This window comes from Ruegeria sp. AN11, from assembly GCF_056536005.1.
Genome location: NZ_JBQFJD010000001.1, coordinates 3604073 through 3626860, shown reverse-complemented (window position 1 = coordinate 3626860; position 22788 = coordinate 3604073). Strand labels below are relative to the sequence as shown.

Annotated in this window: 24 protein-coding genes; 10 read left to right on the top strand and 14 right to left on the bottom strand. The window is 58.4% G+C overall.

Translation table 11 applies throughout. The features are described 5' to 3' along the window. Nucleotides 1–120: 120 nt before the first annotated feature. Nucleotides 121–1071 carry an aminotransferase class IV gene (locus ACR3EQ_RS17940; protein ID WP_480491424.1) on the bottom strand — a complete coding sequence of 317 codons (951 nt, stop codon included), beginning with the start codon at nucleotides 1069–1071 and terminating at the stop codon, nucleotides 121–123. Between the two features lie 73 nt (nucleotides 1072–1144). Continuing rightward, nucleotides 1145–2134, bottom strand: a complete 990-nt coding sequence (locus tag ACR3EQ_RS17935) for a TAXI family TRAP transporter solute-binding subunit (RefSeq protein WP_480491422.1) — start codon at nucleotides 2132–2134, stop codon at nucleotides 1145–1147. A 322-nt stretch (nucleotides 2135–2456) separates the two neighbouring features. On the opposite strand from ACR3EQ_RS17935, the gene ACR3EQ_RS17930 reads away from it, so the two are divergent. Further along, nucleotides 2457–3137, top strand: a complete 681-nt coding sequence (locus tag ACR3EQ_RS17930) for a GntR family transcriptional regulator (RefSeq protein ID WP_480491421.1) — start codon at nucleotides 2457–2459, stop codon at nucleotides 3135–3137. Nucleotides 3138–3363: 226 nt separating this feature from the next. Here ACR3EQ_RS17930 and speB read toward each other — a convergent pair whose 3' ends face one another. The 4 genes from speB to ACR3EQ_RS17910 form a co-directional block, all read right to left on the bottom strand. Continuing rightward, entirely contained in the window at nucleotides 3364–4329 is a 966-nt protein-coding gene (speB, locus tag ACR3EQ_RS17925) for an agmatinase (RefSeq protein WP_480491419.1), read from the bottom strand. A gap of 22 nt (nucleotides 4330–4351) precedes the next feature. Then, nucleotides 4352–5632 carry a TRAP transporter large permease gene (locus ACR3EQ_RS17920; protein WP_480491417.1) on the bottom strand — a complete coding sequence of 427 codons (1281 nt, stop codon included), beginning with the start codon at nucleotides 5630–5632 and terminating at the stop codon, nucleotides 4352–4354. Continuing rightward, nucleotides 5629–6234: a TRAP transporter small permease gene (locus ACR3EQ_RS17915; RefSeq protein ID WP_480491415.1), complete on the bottom strand. Its 606-nt coding sequence runs from the start codon at nucleotides 6232–6234 to the stop codon at nucleotides 5629–5631. Before ACR3EQ_RS17915 ends, ACR3EQ_RS17920 begins: the two co-directional genes overlap by 4 nt. Before the next feature lie 68 nt (nucleotides 6235–6302). Beyond that, the gene (locus ACR3EQ_RS17910; protein WP_480491413.1) at nucleotides 6303–7319 is read right to left on the bottom strand and encodes a TRAP transporter substrate-binding protein; all 1017 of its coding nucleotides are present in this window, start codon (nucleotides 7317–7319) and stop codon (nucleotides 6303–6305) included. A 135-nt stretch (nucleotides 7320–7454) separates the two neighbouring features. Between ACR3EQ_RS17910 and ACR3EQ_RS17905 the strand changes: the two genes are divergently transcribed. The 4 genes from ACR3EQ_RS17905 (at nucleotide 7455) to ACR3EQ_RS17890 (ending at nucleotide 10707) form a co-directional block, all read left to right on the top strand. Beyond that, complete coding sequence (locus ACR3EQ_RS17905; protein WP_170617298.1) at nucleotides 7455–8351, top strand: LysR family transcriptional regulator; 897 nt, start codon at nucleotides 7455–7457, stop codon at nucleotides 8349–8351. Between the two features lie 187 nt (nucleotides 8352–8538). Further along, entirely contained in the window at nucleotides 8539–9615 is a 1077-nt protein-coding gene (locus ACR3EQ_RS17900; protein ID WP_170611465.1) for an NAD-dependent epimerase/dehydratase family protein, read from the top strand. 19 nt (nucleotides 9616–9634) lie between these two features. After that, on the top strand, nucleotides 9635–10273 hold the full coding sequence (maiA, locus tag ACR3EQ_RS17895) for a maleylacetoacetate isomerase (protein WP_170616066.1): 639 nt from the start codon (nucleotides 9635–9637) through the stop codon (nucleotides 10271–10273). Nucleotides 10274–10365: 92 nt separating this feature from the next. Next, nucleotides 10366–10707, top strand: a complete 342-nt coding sequence (locus ACR3EQ_RS17890) for a DOPA 4,5-dioxygenase family protein (protein WP_170616064.1) — start codon at nucleotides 10366–10368, stop codon at nucleotides 10705–10707. On the opposite strand, the gene ACR3EQ_RS17885 is transcribed toward ACR3EQ_RS17890, so the two are convergent. Further along, nucleotides 10704–12332, bottom strand: a complete 1629-nt coding sequence (locus ACR3EQ_RS17885) for an acyl-CoA synthetase (RefSeq protein WP_170616063.1) — start codon at nucleotides 12330–12332, stop codon at nucleotides 10704–10706. The genes ACR3EQ_RS17890 and ACR3EQ_RS17885 overlap by 4 nt on opposite strands. Nucleotides 12333–12547: 215 nt before the next feature. Between ACR3EQ_RS17885 and ACR3EQ_RS17880 the strand changes: the two genes are divergently transcribed. After that, on the top strand, nucleotides 12548–13939 hold the full coding sequence (locus ACR3EQ_RS17880; RefSeq protein ID WP_170616061.1) for an aminotransferase family protein: 1392 nt from the start codon (nucleotides 12548–12550) through the stop codon (nucleotides 13937–13939). A gap of 100 nt (nucleotides 13940–14039) precedes the next feature. On the opposite strand, the gene ACR3EQ_RS17875 is transcribed toward ACR3EQ_RS17880, so the two are convergent. From ACR3EQ_RS17875 to pyk, 4 genes are all read right to left on the bottom strand, one after another. Further along, a complete protein-coding gene (locus ACR3EQ_RS17875) occupies nucleotides 14040–14555 on the bottom strand; it encodes a GNAT family N-acetyltransferase (protein ID WP_170816066.1) in 516 nt (171 codons plus the stop codon). 153 nt (nucleotides 14556–14708) lie between these two features. Further along, nucleotides 14709–15074: a 50S ribosomal protein L20 gene (gene rplT / locus ACR3EQ_RS17870; RefSeq protein ID WP_152457001.1), complete on the bottom strand. Its 366-nt coding sequence runs from the start codon at nucleotides 15072–15074 to the stop codon at nucleotides 14709–14711. 14 nt (nucleotides 15075–15088) lie between these two features. Next, nucleotides 15089–15289 (bottom strand): 50S ribosomal protein L35, encoded by a 201-nt coding sequence (gene rpmI / locus ACR3EQ_RS17865; RefSeq protein ID WP_088632295.1) that lies wholly within the window; start codon nucleotides 15287–15289, stop codon nucleotides 15089–15091. Nucleotides 15290–15471: 182 nt separating this feature from the next. Further along, nucleotides 15472–16917 carry a pyruvate kinase gene (gene pyk / locus ACR3EQ_RS17860; protein ID WP_170616057.1) on the bottom strand — a complete coding sequence of 482 codons (1446 nt, stop codon included), beginning with the start codon at nucleotides 16915–16917 and terminating at the stop codon, nucleotides 15472–15474. A gap of 118 nt (nucleotides 16918–17035) precedes the next feature. On the opposite strand from pyk, the gene ACR3EQ_RS17855 reads away from it, so the two are divergent. The 3 genes from ACR3EQ_RS17855 (at nucleotide 17036) to ACR3EQ_RS17845 (ending at nucleotide 18528) form a co-directional block, all read left to right on the top strand. Continuing rightward, entirely contained in the window at nucleotides 17036–17773 is a 738-nt protein-coding gene (locus ACR3EQ_RS17855) for an N-formylglutamate amidohydrolase (RefSeq protein WP_480491409.1), read from the top strand. Nucleotides 17774–17860: 87 nt separating this feature from the next. Next, nucleotides 17861–18100: a DUF6868 family protein gene (locus ACR3EQ_RS17850; RefSeq protein WP_170616053.1), complete on the top strand. Its 240-nt coding sequence runs from the start codon at nucleotides 17861–17863 to the stop codon at nucleotides 18098–18100. A 113-nt stretch (nucleotides 18101–18213) separates the two neighbouring features. Further along, nucleotides 18214–18528 carry a DUF1244 domain-containing protein gene (locus ACR3EQ_RS17845; protein ID WP_480491408.1) on the top strand — a complete coding sequence of 105 codons (315 nt, stop codon included), beginning with the start codon at nucleotides 18214–18216 and terminating at the stop codon, nucleotides 18526–18528. Between the two features lie 40 nt (nucleotides 18529–18568). On the opposite strand, the gene ACR3EQ_RS17840 is transcribed toward ACR3EQ_RS17845, so the two are convergent. From ACR3EQ_RS17840 to dgcN, 3 genes are all read right to left on the bottom strand, one after another. After that, entirely contained in the window at nucleotides 18569–19429 is an 861-nt protein-coding gene (locus tag ACR3EQ_RS17840; RefSeq protein WP_170616049.1) for a D-amino-acid transaminase, read from the bottom strand. A 10-nt stretch (nucleotides 19430–19439) separates the two neighbouring features. Beyond that, a complete protein-coding gene (gene dgcA, locus ACR3EQ_RS17835) occupies nucleotides 19440–20405 on the bottom strand; it encodes an N-acetyl-D-Glu racemase DgcA (RefSeq protein ID WP_480491407.1) in 966 nt (321 codons plus the stop codon). Nucleotides 20406–20481: 76 nt separating this feature from the next. Beyond that, nucleotides 20482–21483: an N-acetyltransferase DgcN gene (gene dgcN / locus ACR3EQ_RS17830; RefSeq protein WP_170616045.1), complete on the bottom strand. Its 1002-nt coding sequence runs from the start codon at nucleotides 21481–21483 to the stop codon at nucleotides 20482–20484. Nucleotides 21484–21778: 295 nt separating this feature from the next. On the opposite strand from dgcN, the gene ACR3EQ_RS17825 reads away from it, so the two are divergent. Further along, nucleotides 21779–22741, top strand: coding sequence for an L-malyl-CoA/beta-methylmalyl-CoA lyase (locus ACR3EQ_RS17825; protein ID WP_170616043.1), 963 nt, complete (start codon nucleotides 21779–21781; stop codon nucleotides 22739–22741). Nucleotides 22742–22788: the final 47 nt, after the last annotated feature.

The following is a 22788-nucleotide window of genomic DNA, read 5'->3' as shown; positions in this document are numbered from 1 at the left end:
ATGTCCGCTGTGATTTTGCAGGTTCCCCTTCCTCAACATCACTCATTTTGGAAGACGGCGCGCACATAGCAGACCGAAAAAAAGCAACAGTTTGGCCAGGTCGCGCTCAATGCTCTCCGCTTAGTAGGGGCAACCGCCTTGATGGTGGACATTTCGCTGCACAAGCTCCTTGTAAAGCTCTCGGATGCGATGTGTCATTGGACCGGCACCTTCATGTTCACCGATCTTTTTCCCGTCAATTGACGCGACGGGTGTCTGGGCGCCGAAAGTACCTGTCAGGAATGCCTCGTCGGCACCATAGGCTTCGTAGAGCGAGTAGTTCTTTTCGAACACAGGGATGTCGTTAGCATGGCACAGGTCGATGACCTTTTGGCGCGTCACCCCATTCATGCAGTAGTCTCCGTTGGATGTCCAAACCTCGCCACGGCGCACAATGAAAAAGTTGCATGCATTCGTGGTGTTCACAAAGCCATGAGGGTCCAGCATCAGGGCTTCGTCGGCACCCGCCTGCTCGGCCTGCAAACATGCGATAACGCAGTTCAGTTTCGAGTGGCTGTTATACTTGGCGTCCTGGCTCATCGGCAGGCCACGCACCTGAGGCACGGTGGCCAGCCGGATGCCCTGGCTCATCAGGCTGTCCACCGGCTTCGAGTGCTCGACGATCGCAACTACCGTTGGCCCGGAACGTGACAACCCCGGATGCTGAAACGGCTTGTCCTTTGGACCACGAGTCACCATGAACCGGCAATGCGCGTCCGTTGTCATACCGTTGGCCTTGGCGGTGTCGTTCAGCGCCTGCAGGACCTCGGCCTTGGTCATGCCAACATCAATCGAGACGGCCTTGCAGCTGTTAAAAAACCGATCCATGTGTTCGTCAAAAAACGCCCATACACCGTCATAAAGCCGTAGCCCCTCCCACATTCCATCACCCAGCATGAAGCCGGAATCGTAGACGGACACCATGGCTTCGCTGCGCGGTGCGATCCTGCCGTTGAGAAAGATCTTGATGTCCCGATTGCGCAGGTCTTCCTGCGCGTCATGGGTGGAATGGCTCAGGGATTGCTCGCTCATATCTTCGCTCGTAGCTGGACGCTGGGTTTAGGTGGTGCAGAGGCGGCGATGGCCGCCGCCCCGGTAAAGGTGGTTAGTTTAACAACCCGACTTCGCGGAAATAGCGCTCTGCACCGGGGTGCATCGGAGCGGACAGTCCGTTTACGACCATCTCCTCTTTCTTGAGGTTGGCAAAGGCCGGGTGAAACGACTTGAAGGCATCAAAGTTGTCAAAGACCGCCTTGACCATCACGTATACGGTTTCTTCCGGCACGTCCGAGGATGTCACGAAGGTGGACGGAAGACCGAAGGACGGAACGTCTCCATCTACGCCGCGGTACAGACCACCCGGAATTGTGACGTTACCGTAATAGGGTTTGCTCTCGACCAGAGCCTGCACGGCTTCGCCTTCAACCGGAATGATGTTGATGTCGCAGGTTGTAGCGGCTTCCAGAACGTTGGCCACCGGGTTCCCAGCGACCATCAGAAACGCCTCGATAGTATTGTCGCACAGCGCTGCGGATTGTTCTGCGGACTTCAATTCGGTCACCAGCCCGAAGTGATCCATGTCCCAACCCAACGCGTCTACCAGAACCTCTGCCGTCCCTCGCGTACCAGAGCCGGGATTGCCCAAGTTGATGGTCCGACCGCCAAGATCGTCCAGCGACTCGATTCCCGTATCCTTGCGCGCGGCGATGATGACCGTATCCGGATGCAGCGAAAACAGGCTGCGAAGCTCCGAATCCGGACCGTCCTCTTCGAATAAGCTGGTTCCGTTCAAGGCGTGGAACTGCCAGTCCGATTGCACAATGCCCATCTCCAGTTCACCTTCACGCATCGTGCGCAGATTGTAGACCGAACCGCCGGTGCTCTCGACCGAGCAGCGAATGCCGTGCTCTTTCCGTCCCTGATTGACCAGCCGGCAGATACCGCCGCCAACGGCGTAATAGATGCCGGTAACACCGCCCGTGCCGATGGTCAGGAACTCTTCGGCTTTTGCGGGAGCGCCCGACAGCAGCGCGGCGGCGCCAATCACCGCGAGCCCCGAGTTCATTTTCCCTTTGAGAACGCCGGTCGACAACATGAATTTCTCCCTTTTCACCTGTTGTGTCATCCCGGTTCCGGACCGGATGAACTGTTCTTGCCGATGGGGTGGGCAATCGCAGCCAGGTTTCGCGCTTTTCGAATCCCCACCCGGCACGACACTACAGCAGGATTTTCATATTGTCGACAATTTCAAATATTGTCGACAATACTGTATATTCGAACTAACTCTAGTTTCCACGCCCCACAGCCAGCCATCGAACCGGAATAGAAAGTTCAGCTTCGGTCATTTTTCTGGCTATCCTGACTTAAAGAAGTAATCTCGCCTTCCACCCATCGGGTGTTCCATCAACGGGATCGAAATGACACGGCAAGCATCCTCACCAGAGAAATCCGGCGACACGCTGAAAGACAGAACACTGGAGCGCCTCCAGAAACTGATCCTGACCGGCAATCTGGATCCGGGTGCAAAGCTGCTGGAAACACAAGTTGCCGCCCAATTGGACGTAAGCCGCGCAACGCTTCGCGAGGCCATGGTTCAATTGAGTGAGATCGGGCTTCTGGTCTATCTGCCTTTCCGCGGAACGTTCCTGCGTACATTGGATCCGGTTGATCTGGATGAAATCTATTCGTTTCGCACCGGGCTCGAGAAGATGGCCTTCCGGTTCTGCTGGGACAAGCGCGATCTGATCAGCCTCGCCGACCTGCAGATGCGAAACAACAAGCTATGCGATTGCATCTCGAACAATGATCCATACGGTGCGATCATGGCCGAAATGCATCTTCATTCTTGGTGCTACGAGCTGTCGGGGCATACCCTGCTGTTGCAAAGCTGGGAACGTCTGAAACCCAACCTGCAGTTCTACTTTGCCATGCATCAAAAGGCGCATGGGCGTGGCGGCCCGCTCCATGAGTCCCACGACAAGTATATTCAGCTAGCCAACGGGGACAGCTTGGATGACATGCTGGATCACCTTGAAGACCACATGCAACAAGGCCTGGAAAATACGATGAAGTTTCTTGATGAACGAAACGTTTCGTAAGTCAGGCCATAGCTTTCCCGGGGATTGAACAAACACTGCACGCCCTTAGAGTCGCACATCTTGAGATTCGCGCCACTTCCCGAACCGATCGTCCGAGGATGCAAAGGGGCCTTGGTTCAAGCCTCGCAACCGTCAATGCATCATGGGAACGGTCCAAACCGGCACGCGACGTTTGTTGTCAGCGCGCCGGCATGTCACGGCATCAGAGAACGCCATGGGAGGGAGCCTATTTCCTGTTGTGGAAAATGAACCCGATAAAGTTCAGCAACAATTGGGCCGCCAGGATTTGTGTGCTTTCCGAGGGGTCATAAGCAGGCGCGACCTCGACCAGATCGATGCCGACCACGTCGCCGCGTTTGCTGAGGCCCTGCAGGATTTCCAGCACGTCATAGTACTGAAACCCGCCATGGCTGGGTGTTCCTGTACCCGGCGCAATCGACGGGCAGAAAGCGTCGATATCGATCGTGACATAGTACCGGCTGCCTTCCGGGATGCGATCCAAAACGCCTTCGACGCCCAGCTTGCGAACCTGCCGCACCGACAGGATGTCCGATCCGCGCGCCCGCGCATCGTCATAACCTTCTTTCGCGGTCGAGGACACGTTACGGATGCCCAGTTGGGTCATGCCCGAGACATAATCCTTTTCGATGGCGCGGCGCATCGGGTTGCCATGGCCAACGGTGACACCGTGCCGTTCGTCGACGAAGTCCAGATGCGCATCGATCTGGATCACGTGGATCGGTCCGTTTTTGGCGCAGTCGTCCTTATATGCGTTGATGCAGGGAATGTTGACCGAATGGTCGCCGCCGATGGTGACAGGGATCGCGCCGGCATCGAGAATTTTCCTGACGCCGTATTCGATGTTGGCGTGGCTCTCCTCGGTCTTGGTGTGGATGATGTCGGCGTCCCCCAGATCGACGATGCGCACGTCGCTGCCCAGATATGTCGCGTCATCCTCGTGGTCGTAGGCACCAGCGTGACCAAAGCTGAACAGGGTCGATGCCTCGCGCACCGAGCGTGGCCCGAACCGTGCGCCCGGGCGGAACTGACAGCCGAAATCGAATGGCGCGCCAAGGATCGCCACATCCGCGTCGATTTCGTCCCAGTTCTCGACATAAGGCTTCTTGCCAAAGGTCGAGATGCCGACAAAAGGCAGATTCAGGCGACCAGCTTCATAACCATGTCCCGACATGATTTTCTCCGTTTCTTATGGTTTAGCGATAGGCCAGTTCCGGCAGGAACAGGGCGATTTGAGGGAAGGTTATCAGCAAGCCCGTCACGATCAAAAGGATGATCAGGAACGGGGGTACTCCGCGTACCACCTCGACAAAGGGGCGGCGGAAGACCGCGATGGCAGTGAACAGGTTGCAGCCGAAGGGTGGCGTGGCCGCGCCGATGGCAACCTGAAGCGTGATCAGGACGCCGACCAATACCGGGTCGAGGCCGCTGGATTTGATCATCGGCGCAAAGATCGGAACCAGAATCAGGATCACCACGATCGAGTCCACAAACATGCAGCCGACGAAGAAGGCCACGTTGATTGCCAGCAACACCATCAGCGGGCTGGCACTTTCCAGACCCAGTGCGGCGATGATTGTCTGTGGCACCTGGGCAAAACTCAGCGTCCAGCTGAATGCCGCGCCTGCCGCAATCAGGATGAAAACGACCGAAGTGATGGCACCGGTGGACAACGCGATATCGAACAGATCACCGACCTTGATCGAGCGGAAGATCACGACCTCCAGCACGACCGCATAGAGCACACAGATCGCCGCCGCCTCGGTCGGAGAGAAGACACCGCCATAAATACCGCCCACGATGATCGCTGGAAAACCCATCGGCCATGGCGCTTTGCGCAGGGCGGTAAAACGCTGCGCCCAGCCCTCGCGCGGCAGCACGGGGATGTCATGGCGATAGGCGTAGACCATGCAATAGGCCGAGAACAGCGCCACGATCAGCAGACCCGGCAGGATACCGGCGATGAACAGTTGCGAGATCGAAGTGCCCGACACGACGCCATAAATGATCATGCCGATCGAAGGCGGGATCAGATATGCAAGGTCGGCGGCGTTCACGATCAGACCGATCGAGAAACTGTCGCTGTAGCCCGATTTCAGCATCCGGGGGCGCATCGCGCCGCCGATGGCCACCACGGTCGCCTGGGTCGAGCCGCAAACCGCGCCGAACAGTGCGCAGGCCGAGGTGACAGAGATCGCCAATCCGCCCTTGATATGGCCCATGAAGCTCATCACCAGGTCAATCAGCCGGTTGGCGGAATGACCGCGTGTGATGATGTCAGCGGCCAGAATGAACATCGGCACCGCGATCAGCGCAGCCGGTTTCACACCCCCGATCATCTGTTGGATCAGGATCTGCATGTTCATGTCCGGGAAGTAGACAAGGAACCCCAGCACCGCCGCCGAGATCAGCGGCATTTTCATCGGGAAGCCTGCCAGCAGCAGGACGATCATAACGACCAGCATCAACTCGGTCATTTGCCTGCCTCCTTGGAATCTTCGAATTTCTTGATGGCCGCCGCGGTCTCGGGGTCTTCGTAGCTGTCGATCTCGAGGTACGAGACGTAGACCTCTTCCTCGGCGAAATTCAGGTTGCGGATCGCGGTCAACAGGTATTGGAACGAGGCCAGCGCAAGTCCGATCACCACCCAGACGTAAGTTAGGTACAGCGGCAGCTGCAGCGCCGGGGTTATTCGCCCGCGCGAGGCGACTTTCTGAACATATTCAAGCGCGTACCAGGCCAGTACCGCCATGACGACTGCGGTGGTGGCGGCAATCACCACCATCAGACCCTTGCGCAGTTTGATCGGCAGCGCGTCATAGATCGCCGACATGCGGATGTGGATACCCTTGCGGGTGGCATAGCCCAGCCCCATGAAGGTGACGATGACGATCAGGAACTCGTTCAGTTCTTCAGAGAAATAGATGGACTGGTTGAACACATAGCGACCAAAAACATTGGCGATTGTGTTCACGGCCATCAGGATGATCCCCCAGCCCAGGATGCAGACTTCGATCCGTCCGATGACGGCGTCGATCTTTCCCAAAAAGCCGAAGGGAGTGGCGGTGCCGCTTTGCATGGTGTCCTCCCTTTGAAAGCCCTCACGCGCAGGGCGCGTGAGGAAGTTTTGTGTGAGTGGTGGGGAGATCAGTTACCCGCAAGCTCCGCCTGCAGCGCGTCCAGCAACTCCTGGCCGCGGGAACCGACGGTATCAACATAAGTCGCCGAGGTGTCGGTGCTGCGCGCGCGGAACGCATCACGCTCTTCTTCGGTCAGAACAACCAGACCGATGTCAGGCTTGGCTTCCTTGATGATGTCCAGACGCTGCTGGTTGAAGTCGGTGACAACGCCATCGATGAACCCGGTCATGTCGGCCATGGTGTCACGTACCAGCTGCTGGCGGTCCGGGCTGAGGGTTTCAAACCAGTCCGAACCGGCCACAACTGTGGTGACGAGCTCCTGCTCGCCAGCCCAGATCAGGTGGCTGGTGACTTCATAAAACTTCATCTCTTCGATGGTCGGGATCGGGTTGACCTGACCATCAACAGCACCCAGTTGCAGCGCCCCGAACACTTCGCCAAACGGCAGCGGCGTCGGGCTTGCACCCATGTTCTTGTAGGTTTCCAGAAGGATCGGCGACACCATCACGCGCATCTTGAAGTTGTCGAAGTCTTCAGGCGTGCGGATCTCGCGGTTGGTGGTCCAGACCTGCGGGCCTTCGGAATACATCGTCAGAACTTCCAGACCGCGCTGGCGGAAATCATCATTCATCGGGCCGTATATGGTTTCCGAACTGCTCAGGATGTTCGAGATTGCAGCCGGGTCGGACGGCAGCAGGTAGGGCAGCAGGAACACCTGGCTTTCCGGCACAACAGTGCCCAGGTTGCCGATCGAGACATTGGTGAACTGGATGATGCCATCGGCGGCCTGCTCGACTGTTTCTGTCGGCGTGCCCAGCGCGCCCATCGGATAGACGGTCACGGTCACGTCACCATTCGTCGCGGTTTCGATGCGGGATTTGAACTCCTGCGCATAGGCGTCCATGATCGAGCCCGGAATTTCCTCGATGGCGAATTTCCAGTCTTCCGCCAGCACACCAATGGGCGCCAGCCCGAGCAGCGCGGCGGTCGCAGTTGTTCTTAGGGTACTCAGAGTAAAAGCCACGCGAATATCCTCCCGTTTCGCTTAGTCAGTTGCTTCTGAGGGAGATCACATCACGGTTCCTTTCATTAAAAAATATCATACTGTAAATGTTGACATAAGGATTCTTCATGTAATGACCTCAGTGAGGGCTGATCGTTGAAACTGCTGAGAAATACACTTCTGGAGACTTTTGTTGCCGTGGTCGATTGCGGCGGATTCACCGATGCGCAATATGCGCTGGGTATCACCCAATCAGCCATCAGCATCCGAATCCGCGACCTGGAAGCTGCGCTTGGTTACCGGGTCTGCGAACGGGGGCGCGGCGGTTTCTGGCTGACGGAACGCGGCGAGATTGCGTACAAAAAGGCCAAGGACATATTGCGGAGCGCGCGTGATTTTGATGCCGAACTGCTGGGGCTTCGAAACACGATAGCCGGCGATTTGAGGATCGGCGTCGTGGACGCTGTCAACTCGTTGGCCGAGCTGAACCTGGCAGAAGCCCTCAAGCGATTTCTGGATCGGCCAAACGAGGTGCAGCTGGAAGTCGTCGTTGCCTCACCAACAGAATTGACGCAACGGTTGCTGACCGGGGAACTGCATGTGGCAATTGCGCCCTTTCGCAATCAGGTTGCCGAACTGACCTATTATGAACTGTGTCAGGAAGAACATCGGCTCTACTGCGGCCGAGACCATCCATTGTACGACCAGCCCGACAACAAGATCGATCTCGACGTCATCTCGCAACATCAGATTTGCCAGCGGTCCTACGGCATGCTGGTATCGCCGGAACTGCAATCCCAGGAATCCAAAGCGGTCGTGGCGAATATGGAGGCGATGGCGACATTGATTGAAACCGGCCATTTTCTGGGGCCGCTGCCTGTTCACTTTGTGGAAGGCCTTGGGCAAAACGGCCGTCTGAGAGAACTTGCGCCTGAAAGACTGCACTGGACCTCGACATTCTACCTCGCAACGCGATCTTCCAGCCTGCACAGACAGGCAGTTGAACTTTTTGTGGCGGACGTGCTCCGGTCATGCGAGGCGGTTGAAACCTAAATGCACTGGCCTTGTAGCTAGTATTTGGGCTCACCTGCCCCAATAAATGCCGGCACCTGCCGGCTCCAGGACAACGCCTGAGACGTTGAATTTTCAGGCAGGTTGCACCCGGCACATCCGGGCTACATTGCGAAATTCGCCTGAATGAACTAGTGACGCGCCATCTGTAGACATGGTGGATAGCTTAATGAAGATTCTGATCACGGGGGGCGCGGGTTTTATCGGGTCGCGGCTGAGCGCTGAACTTGTTCAGCAAGGGCATGACGTCACGATTTTCGACTCTCTGCACCCACAGGTTCATTTCCAGAACGAGACCAATTTCAGGATCGCCAAATCCTCGGGCGCGGAGATGATCGTGGGCGACGTGCGTTCGCGCGACGACATGCAGCGCGCCATGTCGCAGGTCCGGCCCGAGTTCATCTTCCACCTTGCCGCCGAAACCGGCACCGGCCAGTCCTTTGACCACCCGACCCGGTACAACGAGGTCAACATCATCGGCACCACCAACCTGATCGAGGCGGTGCGCGCGGCCGATACCCCGGTGCGCCGCATCATTCTGGCCGGCTCGCGCAGCGTCTATGGTGAGGGCGCCTGCGTGGACGCCAACAACGTCCTTGTGCCTGCGGTCGCCCGCACCAGCCAGGACATGTCGAACGGAGATTTCCTGCCGAAATCGGCCAGCGGCGAAACCCTGACACCGGTGCCGACCAATGCCGATACCTGCCCGGTGGCACCCGCCTCGATCTATGCCTCGACCAAGCTGATGCAGGAATACCTGCTGACCCAGGCCTTCTGGGGCACCCCGACCGAGGTCGGCATTCTGCGCCTGCAGAACGTCTATGGCCCGGGGCAGTCCATGTCGAACCCCTATACCGGCGTGATCTCGATCTTTGCCGACCAGATCATGCAGGGCAAGACGCTCAACATCTTCGAGGACGGCGATATCACCCGCGATTTTGTCTATGTCGACGACGTTGTGCGCGCCTTTGCCAGCACCGTCGCGCTGGACAGTTTCTCGGATCAGATCGTGGATATCGGCGCGGGCGAGGCGGCGACCATCATCGACGTGGCCCGGCAACTGATCGGCCTTGTCGGGGACGCGCGCAACGGCGTCCAAGTCACCGGCGATTTCCGCGCCGGCGACATTCGCTATGCTCTGGCCGATATCTCGAAGGCACGCCGCCTGCTGAACTGGTCCCCACAGGTCTCCGTCAGGGACGGCCTCAACCAATTCAGCACATGGGCAAAAAAGGAGCAGGGGTGATTTGGCAGCGGAGACCAAGATGAATGACGTCGTTCTTTATGACTACTGGCGGTCATCGGCCAGCTACCGGGTTCGGATCGCCCTTAATCTGGCTGGCATCCCCTATCGGTCGGAAGTCGTCGATCTGGTTGCAGGCGAACATAAGTCAAAGGCCCACCTGTCCCGGAATCCGCAGGGTTTCGTTCCTGTTCTGGAGATTGACGGCCTGCGGCTGACCCAGTCTCTGGCAATCCTTGAGTATCTCGATCAAACGCGAAATCTGGGGCTGCTGCCAGCTGACGCAGGCAAACGTGCCAAAGTTCAGGCCCTGGCGCATTCCATTGCCGTCGACCTGCATCCCGTCTGCAATCTTTCCGTCGCGCGCCATGCCACCACGCTGAGCGGCGGGGCCGGTGACATGCCCGGGGACTGGATGCGTCACTTCATTCGCCCCGGCCTGCTGGCGTTTGAAGACCTGCTGGGCGGGTTCGATCAATCCCCGTATTGCACCGGAGACGCGCCCGGTCTGGCCGATCTGTGCCTGATGCCGCAGATGTACAATGCGCGCCGCTGGCAGGTCGACCTGAGCGGAATGCCCCGAATCCTGCAAGTTGAGGCCGCGTGCGCCAAACACCCGGCCTTTGCAGCGGCATATCCTGACGCGCACGCCCCAGCCTGATTCAGCGCACAGTCTCTGTGTGTTTGGCAAGGATGGCTAGGAAGCCGTGCAGCCGGTACACTTTGGCCAGTGAATGATGATCGAGGCCCTATATGACTGAAATTACCGGCTATCACGCCCATGTCTATTTTGACGCGGATACACAGGAAACCGCCCGGCTTGTCTGTGAAGAAGCCGCGCGTCTGTTTCCCGTTCAGGTGGGCCGAATGCATGCGCGCAATGTCGGCCCCCACCCCCGGTGGAGTTGCCAATTGGGCTTTGGGCCGGAGGCATTCGACCGGGTCATTCCCTGGCTTATGATAAACCGCAGGGGTTTGACCGTATTTACCCACCCCGAGACCGGCGACCATCTGAGCGATCACCGTGACCGCGCGATCTGGATGGGAGAGATGCTGCCTCTCGATCTGTCAATATTCGATGACGCCAGGACCTAAGAAAGCCCTCGCGCCTGATCACGCAGCTTGAATTTCTGTATCTTGCCGGTCGAAGTCTTGGGCAATGCGCCGAAAACCACCGTTTTGGGCGCTTTGAAATGGGCCATGTTGTCCCGGCAGAAGGTGATAATTTCAGCCTCAGTTGCTTCCCTGCCCGGCTTCAGTTCGACAAATGCACAGGGTGTTTCGCCCCACTTGTCATCCGGGCGCGCGACCACTGCCGCCTCCATCACGGCGGGATGCTTGTAAAGGATCCCCTCAACCTCGACGGATGAGATGTTTTCGCCCCCCGAAATAATGATGTCCTTGGATCGGTCCTTCAACGCGACATAGCCGTCGGGATGCATCACCCCAAGATCGCCCGAAGCGAACCAACCACCCCGGAACGCCTTGTCCGTGGCATCCGGGTTTTTCAGGTACCCTTTCATCACGACGTTGCCCTGCATAAAAATCTCACCCATGGTTTCGCCATCGGCCGGAACAGGTTCCAGTGTTTCCGGATCCGCGACCATCAGGCCGGACAGCGCCGTGTATTTCACACCCTGCCGCACCTTCAGCGCGGCGCGTTCATCCGCGCCCCGCTCGTTCCATTTCTCTTTCCACGCACAGACAACCGAAGGGCCATATGTCTCGGTCAGCCCGTAAACATGGGTCACTTCAACGCCCATGGCCTCCATCTTTTCGATGACGGCGGCTGGCGGCGGCGCACCGGCAGTCATCACCTTGATGGGATGATCAAAAACCTTGAGGTGGTCCGGGGCATTGGCCAGCATGTTCAGAACAATGGGGGCACCGCAGAAATGGGTTACTTTCTCCTCTCGGAACGCGGCATAGATCGGCTCATCCCGCACTGCACGCAGGCAGACCGAAACCCCGGCATTGGCCGCCATGGCCCAAGGGAAACACCACCCGTTGCAGTGAAACATCGGCAGGGTCCACAGATACACCGAGTGTTTCGGCATGTCCCAGTCCAGAATATCCGATTGCGCGTTCAGGGCGGCACCCCTGTGGTGGTAGACGACGCCCTTCGGGTTTCCGGTCGTACCGGAGGTATAGTTCAGCGTGATGGCGTCCCATTCATCTGCCGGCAACGACCAATTGTAATGCGGGTCACCTGTGGCCAGAAAATCATCATAGGTCACTGATCCGATCTTTTCGCCACCGGCAAAACTTGGGTCTTCAATGTCGATGACCAGAACCTCGTGATCGACCTGTTTCAACGCCTCGTTGACCACGCCCGAAAACTCGGGATCCACCAGCAGAACCTTGGCTTCGGCATGGTTCAGGATGAACGCAACGATCGGAGCATCCAGCCGGGTGTTGATCGCGTTCAGCACTGCCCCTGCCATTGGCACGCCAAAATGCGCCTCGTACATTTCAGGCAGATTGGCCGCAATGATCGACACCGTATCCCCCTGCCCGATTCCGTGCGCCGCAAGCGCCCCGGCAAGCTGGCGGCAACGCGAGTAGGTTTCCTCCCACGTATACCTGCGATCACCGTAAACCACGGACGGATAATCCGGATAAACCTGAGCCGTCCTTTCGATAAAGCTGAGCGGAGACAACGGTGTGTAGTTCGCGCCGCTTTTATCCAGATGGCGGGTATAGATGTTGGTGCCTGACATCCGCTGGTCCTCCCAATTCGTGCCGGTAGACTTCACCACAAAGACAGGGCTGTGCAAATCCGTAAAAATACTCTGGCGTATGCTCTGGAGATACGGGATGATGCGATCTGGCCCTATCTACAAAGCACCTTTCAAGGTGATCTGGGCCATCGGAAACACTTCCCGGGACAGGGCTGATTTCGCCGCCGGGCACTGCATTTTGGAAAGGACATGTCATGGACGGCACGTTCAACGAAAACGATCTTTCGCGCGTAGTCGAAGCCGACCGCGCCCATATCTGGCACCATCTGCTGCAGCATAAACCTTTTGAAACCAGTGACCCGCGCATCATTGTCGAAGGCAAGGGCATGCGCGTCTGGGACCAGAAAGGCAAAGAGCATCTGGATGCCGTATCCGGCGGGGTCTGGACGGTCAACGTAGGCTATGGCCGCGAATCGATCTGCAAGGCGGTGTACGACCAGCTGATGAAGCTGTGCTATTTCGCCAATACCGCAGGTTCGATTCCCGGTTCGATCTTTGCTGAAAACCTGATCGAAAAGATGCCGGGGATGAGCCGCGTCTACTACACCAACTCGGGCTCGGAAGCGAACGAGAAAGCGTTCAAGATGGTCCGGCAGATCGCGCATAAGCGCTATGGCGGCAAGAAGACCAAGATCCTGTATCGCGACCGCGACTATCACGGCTCGACGCTGGCGACCATGTCGGCAGGCGGTCAGGACGAGCGCACCGCGCAGTATGGTCCGTTTGCGCCTGATTTCGTACGCGTTCCGCACTGCATGGAATACCGCAAGCACGAGCTGGACGGCGCGCCCGAGGAAAACTTCGGTGAATGGGCCGCAAACCAGATCGAAGAAGTGATCCTGCGCGAAGGTCCCGACACCGTTGGCGCGCTGTGCCTTGAGCCCGTGACCGCCGGTGGTGGCGTGATCGAAGCCCCCGAGGGATACTGGCAGAGGGTGCAGGAGATCTGCAAGAAGTACGACGTGCTGCTGCATATCGACGAGGTCGTCTGCGGCGTCGGCCGGACCGGCACATGGTTCGGCTATCAGCAATACGGAATCAAGCCGGACTTCGTGACCATGGCCAAAGGCGTTGCCTCGGGCTATGCGGCGATTGCCGTGATGGTCACCACCGAGGAAGTCTTTGACCTGTTCAAGGACGACGCATCCGATCCGCTGAACTACTTCCGCGACATCTCGACCTTTGGCGGCTGCACCGCAGGTCCGGCGGCCGCGATCGAGAACATGCGCATCATCGAAGACGAGAACCTGCTGGGCAACTGCACCGATATGGGCAACCGCATGATGGGCAACCTGCAGGCGCTGATGGAAAAGCACAAGGTTATCGGCGACGTGCGCGGCAAGGGCCTGTTCCTGGGTGCCGAACTGGTAACCGACCGCGCCACCAAGGACCCGATGGACGAGAAAAGAGTTCAGGCGGTCGTGGCCGACTGTATGGCGCAGGGCGTCATCATCGGGGCCACCAACCGCTCGATCCCCAGCCGCAACAACACGTTGTGCTTCTCACCCGCGCTGATCGCAACGGCAGATGACATTGACCAGATCACCGACGCCGTTGACGGCGCGCTGGGGCGTGTGTTCGGGTAAACAGACCTGAGGTGATACGCAAATTGAGCCGGCGCTTTTAGCGCCGGTTTTTTTTGACCACTATCTGGTTTCTTGTCAGCAAAAACCGCAGGGCCAGCCATTATTCGGAAAGCGCATCCAGATTGATTTTCATGAGAACAGCGTTTGCCGAGTTTCCAGCATCCCTTGCGCGATCATCTAACTGGAACCCGCTCGCCCGATAAAGGGCCAGAGCTTCGTGGTGGCGCGGCAGGGCGCTCAGCGTCATGGTTCTGAAGCCCATTTCCCGTGCCCGCCGTTTGAGTTCCTGGACCAGAGCCCGGCCTACCCCCAGCCCCCGCGCGGTTTCGCGAACGAACATCCTGTTCATTTCGCAAGTCCCCTCTCCGAGATCCTTCAACATCAGAATTCCGATCGCTTGCCCATTATTGACGGCAAGCAGGCATTCCCCTTTTGGCGGGCTGAAATGGATCAGCACATCTCGGATCTGCTCATCAAACTTCTGGTGTTTGAGGTAAACATCAATATCTGCCGCCATTTCCGGATAGCGTTCGCGCAGCCAGTCCGTGAACTCGTATGCCAACGAATAAACGGCATCTGCTTGTGTTTGGGTTCTGACAGCCTGAATTTCCAGCATCGCTCCCTCCAGAGCCCCAGCTTCAGCCGAGCATAAGACAAGAATTTCCCTGTCAGAAGGAGTTACTTTCTGGAGATGCCGAAAATGCACTGCAACGAGAAAAAAAGCCGCCCCAATGGGACGGCCCTTTATTCACTGTCTCTTTTCAGAGGATCAGGCAGTCAGAGCAGCCTGAGCTTTGGCTACGATCGCGCCGAACGCTTCCGGTTCGTGCACGGCCAGGTCGGCCAGAACTTTGCGGTCCACTTCGATACCGGCCAGGTTCAGGCCGTTGATGAAGCGGGAATATGTCAGTGCTTCGTCATGCGAACGGACAGCAGCGTTGATACGCTGGATCCACAGCGCGCGGAAGTTGCGCTTGCGGTTCTTACGGTCGCGGGTTGCGTACTGGTTGGCCTTGTCGACGGCCTGACGGGCAACCTTGAAGGTGCTCTTGCGGCGGCCATAGTAACCTTTGGCGGCCTTGATAACCTTCTTGTGACGGGCGTGAGTTACGGTTCCACCTTTAACGCGGGACATCTCTTAATCTCCTCTTAGCGGTCGTAGGGCATGTAGCCCTTGACGATCTTGGCGTCGGGGGCGGACAGGGTGGTGTTGCCACGGGCGTCGCGGATGAATTTCTTGGTCCGCTTGATCATGCCGTGCCGTTTGCCGGCCTGGCCAGCAAGGACCTTACCGGTCGCAGTCACCTTGAAGCGCTTCTTGGCGCTCGCTTTTGTCTTCATCTTAGGCATTTCCGTCTCCTTTTCCGGGTTCGGTTTCAAACGCGACTCGGCATGCCATCTCGGCCGGTCACGCGATCAGAAGCGCCGTTTACGCAAGTTCCGCCATACTGGCAAGGGGGTTTCGACCAGAATCTTCGCTTTTCCGGCCCGGCTCAGGCACCCCGGCGACATGCCGGGGCATCGTTATGTCTTCAACCGGGGTCAGTGTTGTAGATCAGCCGTTCGTCACAAGGGGCAATGCGCAGGATATTGGTGGTGCCCGGCACGTTGAACGGCACCCCTGCGGTAACCACGATCTGATCGGACTCGGACGCAAACCCACCGGCGCGGGCAGCACGGGCCGCGTTGACCACCGCACCTTTGAACCGCTCAAGCTCGGGCGTCATGACACAATGGCAGCCCCAGCTCAGGCACAGGCGCCGTGCCGTGCCTCGGGCCGGCGTCATGGCGATGATCGGAACACCGGGGCGCTCACGGGCGGTCAGCAAGGCTGTTGTGCCGCTTTGGGTAAAGCAGCAGATGGCCTTGATATCCGTCTTTTCAGCAATCTCGCGGGCGGCGGCAACGATACCATCGGCGATCGTCGTCCCCTTGGCCGAACGCGAGGCCGCGATGATCTGCGTGTAAGTCGGGTCGGCCTCGACCTCGATGGCAACCTTGTTCATGGTCTGAACCGCCTCGACGGGGTAATCCCCGGCAGCGGATTCCGCGCTGAGCATGATGGCATCGGTACCCTCATAGATCGCCGTGGCCACGTCCGAAACTTCGGCGCGCGTCGGCATCGGGCTTTCGATCATGCTTTCCAGCATCTGCGTGGCCACAATCACCGGCTTGGCCGCGGCCCGGCATCTGCGTACCAGTCGTTTCTGGATCGGGGGCACAGCCGACACCGGCAATTCAACGCCCAGATCGCCGCGTGCGACCATGATCCCATCAGACGCATCAAGAATGTCCTCGAATGCCTCGACAGCGGCGGGCTTTTCGATCTTGGACAGGATCGCGGCACGGCCATCGGCCAGCGTGCGCGCCTCATAAACGTCCCGTGCCCGCTGCACGAAGCTGAGCGCCAGCCAGTCCACGCCCAGTTGGCAGACAAATTCCAGATCGTCACGGTCCTTGGCCGAAAGGGCCGCCAGTGGAAGCACCACGTCCGGCACGTTCACCCCCTTGCGGTTCGAGATCGTACCGCCGACCTCGACCGTGCAATTGGCGAAATCCTGACCGCAATCGGCAACGATCAGGCGAATTTTGCCATCGTTGACCAACAGGCGCGCACCGGGTTCCAGTGCGGCGAAAATCTCGGGATGCGGCAGGCAGACACGCTCAGCGTCACCAGGCGCCGGATCCAGGTCCAACCGGAACGCGGCCCCTTCCTGCAATTCCTCTTCGCCATTGCCGAAAACACCGACCCGCAGCTTCGGGCCCTGAAGATCGGCCAGAATCGCGATCGGGCTTTCCAGATCCTTTTCCACCTGCCGGATGATCCGGTGCCGTTCGCGGATTTCGTCATGGCTGCCGTGGCTCATGTTCAGGCGGAAGACATCCGCTCCGGCTTCGTGCAGGGCGCGAATGGTGTCATAGTCGTTGGACGCCGGCCCCAGCGTCGCCACGATTTTCACATTTCTCAGGCGTCGCATCGGTCTTGCTCTCCTCGATGACTCAATGTTACCGCAAACAGTGCTTGGATGTGCTTATTGCGCAATTCCCTTTCCGAAGCAACTGCCCTACACCTGCGACAAACTTGATGACAGGCTCATGACGTACACTCCGTTTTTCATTCACGGCGAGGATCGCCCGTCCCGCTGGCTGATCACCTGCGACCATGCAGCCAACACTGTACCGCCCGAAATCAACGGCGGAGACCTCGGCCTGCCGCGCGAGGATATGGAGCGTCACATCGCCTATGACGTAGGTGCCTACGAGGTGTCGAAACATCTGGGCGAAATTCTCAACGCTCCGGTGATCGCCGCCAATTTCTCGCGTCTGGTGATCGACCCGAACCGTGGCGAGGACGACCCGACGCTACTGATGAAGCTCTATGACGGTTCGATCATCCCCGGCAACCGCCACGCGGACGCGGCCGAAAAGGAACGCCGCCTGAACATGTGCTACCGCCCCTATCACGAGGCGCTGGCGCAGTTGGCGGCCCTGCCGCACGCGGTGATCGTGTCGATGCATTCGTTTACGCGTCAGTTGCGGGGCCGCGAACCGCGCCCCTGGCATATCGGAATCCTGCACACGCCGGATGAACGTTTCTCACGTCCGCTGATCAACCGGCTTGAGGCAGGGGGCGATTTGTGTGTTGGCGTTAACGAACCCTATACCGGGGTTCTTCCCGGCGATGCGATCGATAAGCACTGCACCAACTTCGGTCGCCCGAACGCGCTGATCGAACTGCGCAATGACCTGATCGCAGACCATGCCGGACAGCGTGAATGGGCCGAACGTCTGGCCCCGATCTTGCAAAGCGCCTTGGAAGACAGCGACCTGTGACGTCGGGTCACCTCGGGCCGTTTCCCGACCTCACGTTATTGTGAGCATACCCCGCGAACCCCATATATTTCGGGAAAGGAGACGACCATGACTCAGGAAACCCTGACGACCGTCTTCGGCTGGATGACGGTCCTGAACATCGCCCTTTTGGGCTTTACCACATTGATGATCATAGTCCTTCAGGACTGGATCGCGGGGATTCACGGCCGGATGTTCCAGATGGAACGCGCCGACGTGAAAAGGGCATATTTCAGGTATCTCGCCAACTACAAGATCCTGACAATCGTATTCTGCCTGATGCCCTGGCTGGCACTGAAACTGGCATGAATTCGATTTCAAAGGCTGGGAGGGGTCCGTTGGGCCCTTCCTGTTTGTTGTAACAAAGCCGTCGGATTGTTAGGTCAGGCTCGGAACACAAGGCAATCACTCGGAGCCATCTCATGGACAAGCAAACCGAAATCGAACTTCAGGCCGCGGCCTTCCGCCGGTTGCAGAAGCACCTGATGGAAGACCGCACCGATGTGCAGAACATCGACATGATGAACCTTGCCGGATTCTGCCGCAACTGCCTGTCGCGTTGGTATCAAGAAGCGGCCAATGAAAAGGGCATCGAGATGGGCAAGAAAGAAGCCCGCGAAGTTTTTTACGGCATGACCATGGATGAGTGGAAAGCCAACTTCCAGACCGAAGCCAGCCCCGAGAAGCAAGCCGCCTTCAAGGTCGCCTTCGAAGAGAATGTCACCGAGAAAGGCTGACGCCTGAAAAAAAGGCCCGCCAATGCAGCGGGCTTTTTCTTTAGATCGCGGTCTTGCGGCTTTCGTCCAGATAGATCTCGCGCAAACGCTTGGCAATCGGACCCGGCGTTCCGTCGCCAAGCGCCACACCGTCAATCTCGACGACGGGCATGACAAATGCACTGGCCGAAGTCGTGAAGGCTTCATCCGCCTCTTTGGCTTCGTCGATGGTGAACAGCCGCTCTTCGATTTCCATCTGCGCTTCTGCCGCCATGCGCAGCACGGCCTTGCGGGTAATGCCGTGCAGAATGTCGTTGGACAGCGGACGGGTGACGATCTTGCCGTTCCTGACGAAATAGGCGTTGTTGCTGGTGCCTTCGGTCACATAGCCGTCCTCGACCAGCCACGCATCGTCACAGCCCGCTTTCTTGGCCATCATCTTGCCCATCGACGGATACAGCAACTGCACAGTCTTGATGTCGCGACGGCCCCAGCGGATATCCTCGATCGAAATGATCTTGGCACCCTTTTTGGCGGCCGGGCTGTCGGCCAGACCCGGCTTGTTCTGAGTGAACAGAACAATGCTGGGTTTGGTATCCGCAGAGGGGAACACAAAGTCCCGGTCGCCGTCCGATCCGCGGCTCACCTGAAGGTAAATCAGACCCTCATCAATGCCATTCAGCTCCACCAGCTTTCGGTGGATATCAAGCAGTTCTTCCTTGGTGCAGGGCTCGGCCATCTCCAACTCGTCCAACGAACGTTTGAGGCGCACGGCATGACCTTCGAAATCAATCAGCTTGCCGTCCAGAACGCTGGTGACTTCGTAAACGGCGTCTGCAAACAGAAAGCCTCGGTCAAAAATGGATACCTTGGCCTCGGTCTCCGGCAGGTACTCGCCATTCACGTAAACGGTACGGGTCATGTATGTCTCCTCAGCCCCAAAGTGCCGCCACGGGCGGGTGCACTCCCGCGTCATCAAAAATCAGCGGGTTGTCGCGGTCTTCAGCCAACAGAAGCGGACCGTCAAGGTCTGTTACCATCGCACCCTGCGCCAGCAATGTCGCAGGCGCCATCGCCAGCGAACTGCCGACCATGCAGCCAACCATAACGCGATAACCTTCGGCCAGTGCGTGTTCGCGCAACGCCAGCGCCTCTGTCAGACCTCCGGTTTTGTCGAGCTTGATGTTGACCACGTCATATTTGCCCTTCAGCGCAGACAGACTGGCCCGGTCATGACAGGATTCATCCGCGCACACAGGCACCGGGCGGTCCATCCCGATCAGCGCCTCATCATCACTTGCAGGCAACGGCTGTTCGACCAGCGCCACACCCAGACGCACCAGATGCGGGGCAAGATCAGCATATACCTCTGCAGACCACCCTTCGTTGGCGTCCACGATGATTTTTGCGTCAGGCGCGCCAGCGCGAACGGCTTCAAGCCGCGGCATGTCGTCCGGAGTTCCCAGCTTGATCTTCAACAGCGGCCGGTTCGCGTTTTCGGCCGCCTGCTTTCGCATCGCCTCAGGCGTGTCCAGCGACAGCGTGTATGCCGTGACTTCAGGTCCCGGAATCGGCAAACCGGCCATTTCCCACACACGCTTGCCCGCGCGGTTTGCCTCCAGATCCCAAAGCGCGCAATCAACCGCATTCCGCGCGGCACCAGCGGGCAGCAAACCAGTCAGCGCCTCCCGGGAAATATTCGCAGGCAAACCCGCGATCTCGGCCTCAACCGAATCCAGCGTTTCGCCATACCGGGCATATGGCACGCATTCGCCCCACCCCTGATGCGTCCCGTCTGAAATCCGAACCGTCAGCACCCTCGCCTCGGTTCGCGACCCGCGCGAGATGGTGAAGACCTGCGCCAGCCGAAACACATCGCGAGAAACTTCAATCTGCACGAACACGCTCCTTCATCTTTTTCCAAATACTCCCGCCGGAGGCAGAACAGCGGCTGCCGCCGGCGAAACGTTCAGATCACAACGCAGCCAGCGCGTCCACCAGCTTGCCCGACCCAAATCGGAACGGGTCCGTTGCCGGCAGGCCCATGTCGGCTTCGATTCTGGCCAGATAAGCGGTCGCATCTTCCTCGGACATGTGCTGAGTGTTGACCGATACGCCTACAACCTGACAGTCTGGGTTCGCCACTTTCGCAAGTGCCAGCGCCGTGTCGCGCAGGTCTTCCAGACTCGGCAGCTGGTAAGTCGGCAAGCCGCGCATATGCTCGCGCGTCGGTTCATGGCTCAGGATCAGCGCGTCAGGCTGGCCGCCGTGGATCAAGGCCATGGTCACACCCGAATAGGACACGTGGAACAAGGATCCCTGCCCTTCGATCAGGTCCCAGTGATCCTCGTCATTGTCAGGTGTCAGCCATTCGACAGAGCCCGCCATGAAATCCGCAATGACGGCGTCCAGCGGCACACCGTCACCAGTGATGAGGATCCCTGTCTGACCGGTTGCGCGGAAGGTGGATTTCATGCCGCGCTTGCGCATTTCAGCATCCATCGCCATCGCCGTGTACATTTTGCCCACCGAACAATCCGTCCCCACGGCCAAGCAGCGCTTGCCCTTGCGCTTGATGCCGTTGGCAATCGGGTAGTCCACCTCGGGCACCCGGACATCATGCAGCGTGCGCCCGGTGGCTTCTGCCACGGCAACCAGATCGGGCTCATCCCGCAACAGGTTGTGCAGACCCGAAGCCAGGTCAAACCCTTCCTCCAACGCCATGACCAGAACTTTTTTCCATTCCTGGCTGATCACACCGCCACGGTTTGCGACCCCGATCACAAGTGTCTTGGCACCAGCCTCACGCGCTTCGACCAGCGACATGTCGGTCAGACCCAGATCGGCCTTGCAGCCTTCCATCCGATACTGGCCCACGGCATTCTCCGGTCGCCAGTCCTTGATGCCAACAGCCACTTTGGCCGCCAATTGGTCGGGCGCATCGCCCAAAAACAGCAGATACGGTGTTTCGATCATCGCCATGCACTCCTTTGATTCCGGCGCAGGCTAAAGAACGCAGCAAACGAGCGTTTCGCATTTTCGCCCGGACGCACCCCACGCAATAGGATTATCTTGCATTAACCCGCAGAATTTCGGGACAATCTTGCAAGTTTTCAAACTGATTAAACTTTAGTCACCGTCAACGCACCGATTTTCGGCGAATGCTGCAACAGCATTGCCGCAGCTGCACAAAGGCGCTTGCGCCTGACCGCGCAATTTAATACCTCATTGAGCAAGAATACCGCAATTTCCTTTCTCGCACGAGGTCCCGATGAGCTTTCGCATCCAACCCGCCGCCCCTGCACGCCCGAACCGCTGCCAATTGTTCGGGCCGGGATCGAACACCAAGCTGTTCCCGAAAATGGCCGCTTCGTCTGCGGATGTCATCAATCTGGATCTTGAGGACTCGGTTGCCCCGTCCGACAAGGATGCAGCCCGTGCCAACGTGATCGAGGCGCTGAACATCGTCGAATGGGGTTCCAAATACATGTCCGTGCGGATCAACGGGCTGGATACACCCTATTGGTATCGTGATGTCGTGGACGTGCTGGAACAGGCCGGGGACCGCCTGGATCAGATCATGATCCCCAAAGTGGGCTGCGCCGAGGACGTCTATGCCGTGGATGCCCTTGTCACCGCCATCGAACGGGCCAAAGGGCGCACCAAGCCGATCAGTTTCGAAGTCATCATCGAATCCGCTGCCGGTATCGCGCATGTCGAGGCCATTGCCGCGTCCTCTCCTCGTTTGCAGGCGATGAGTCTTGGTGCTGCTGATTTTGCAGCCTCGATGGGCATGCAGACAACCGGCATCGGCGGAACGCAGGAAAACTACTACATGCTGCGCGAGGGCGAAAAGCACTGGTCCGACCCGTGGCACTGGGCACAAGCCGCCATCGTCGCCGCCTGCCGGACCCATGGGATTCTGCCGGTGGACGGGCCGTTCGGCGATTTCTCGGATGACGAAGGCTATATCGCGCAGGCGAAACGTTCGGCCACATTGGGCATGGTCGGCAAATGGGCAATCCACCCCAAGCAGATCGCTCTGGCCAACCAGGTGTTCACCCCGTCAGACGAAGCTGTGTCCGAAGCGCGTGAGATTCTGGCGGCGATGGAACAGGCCAAAGCCAATGGTGAAGGTGCAACGGTCTACAATGGCCGCCTGGTCGACATCGCCTCAATCAAACAGGCCGAAGTTATCGTCGCACAGTCCGAACTGATCGCCGCGAACGGCTGAACGCCATCTCTTTTTCGATGTAGTCTTTTGATAATGCGCCTCCCATC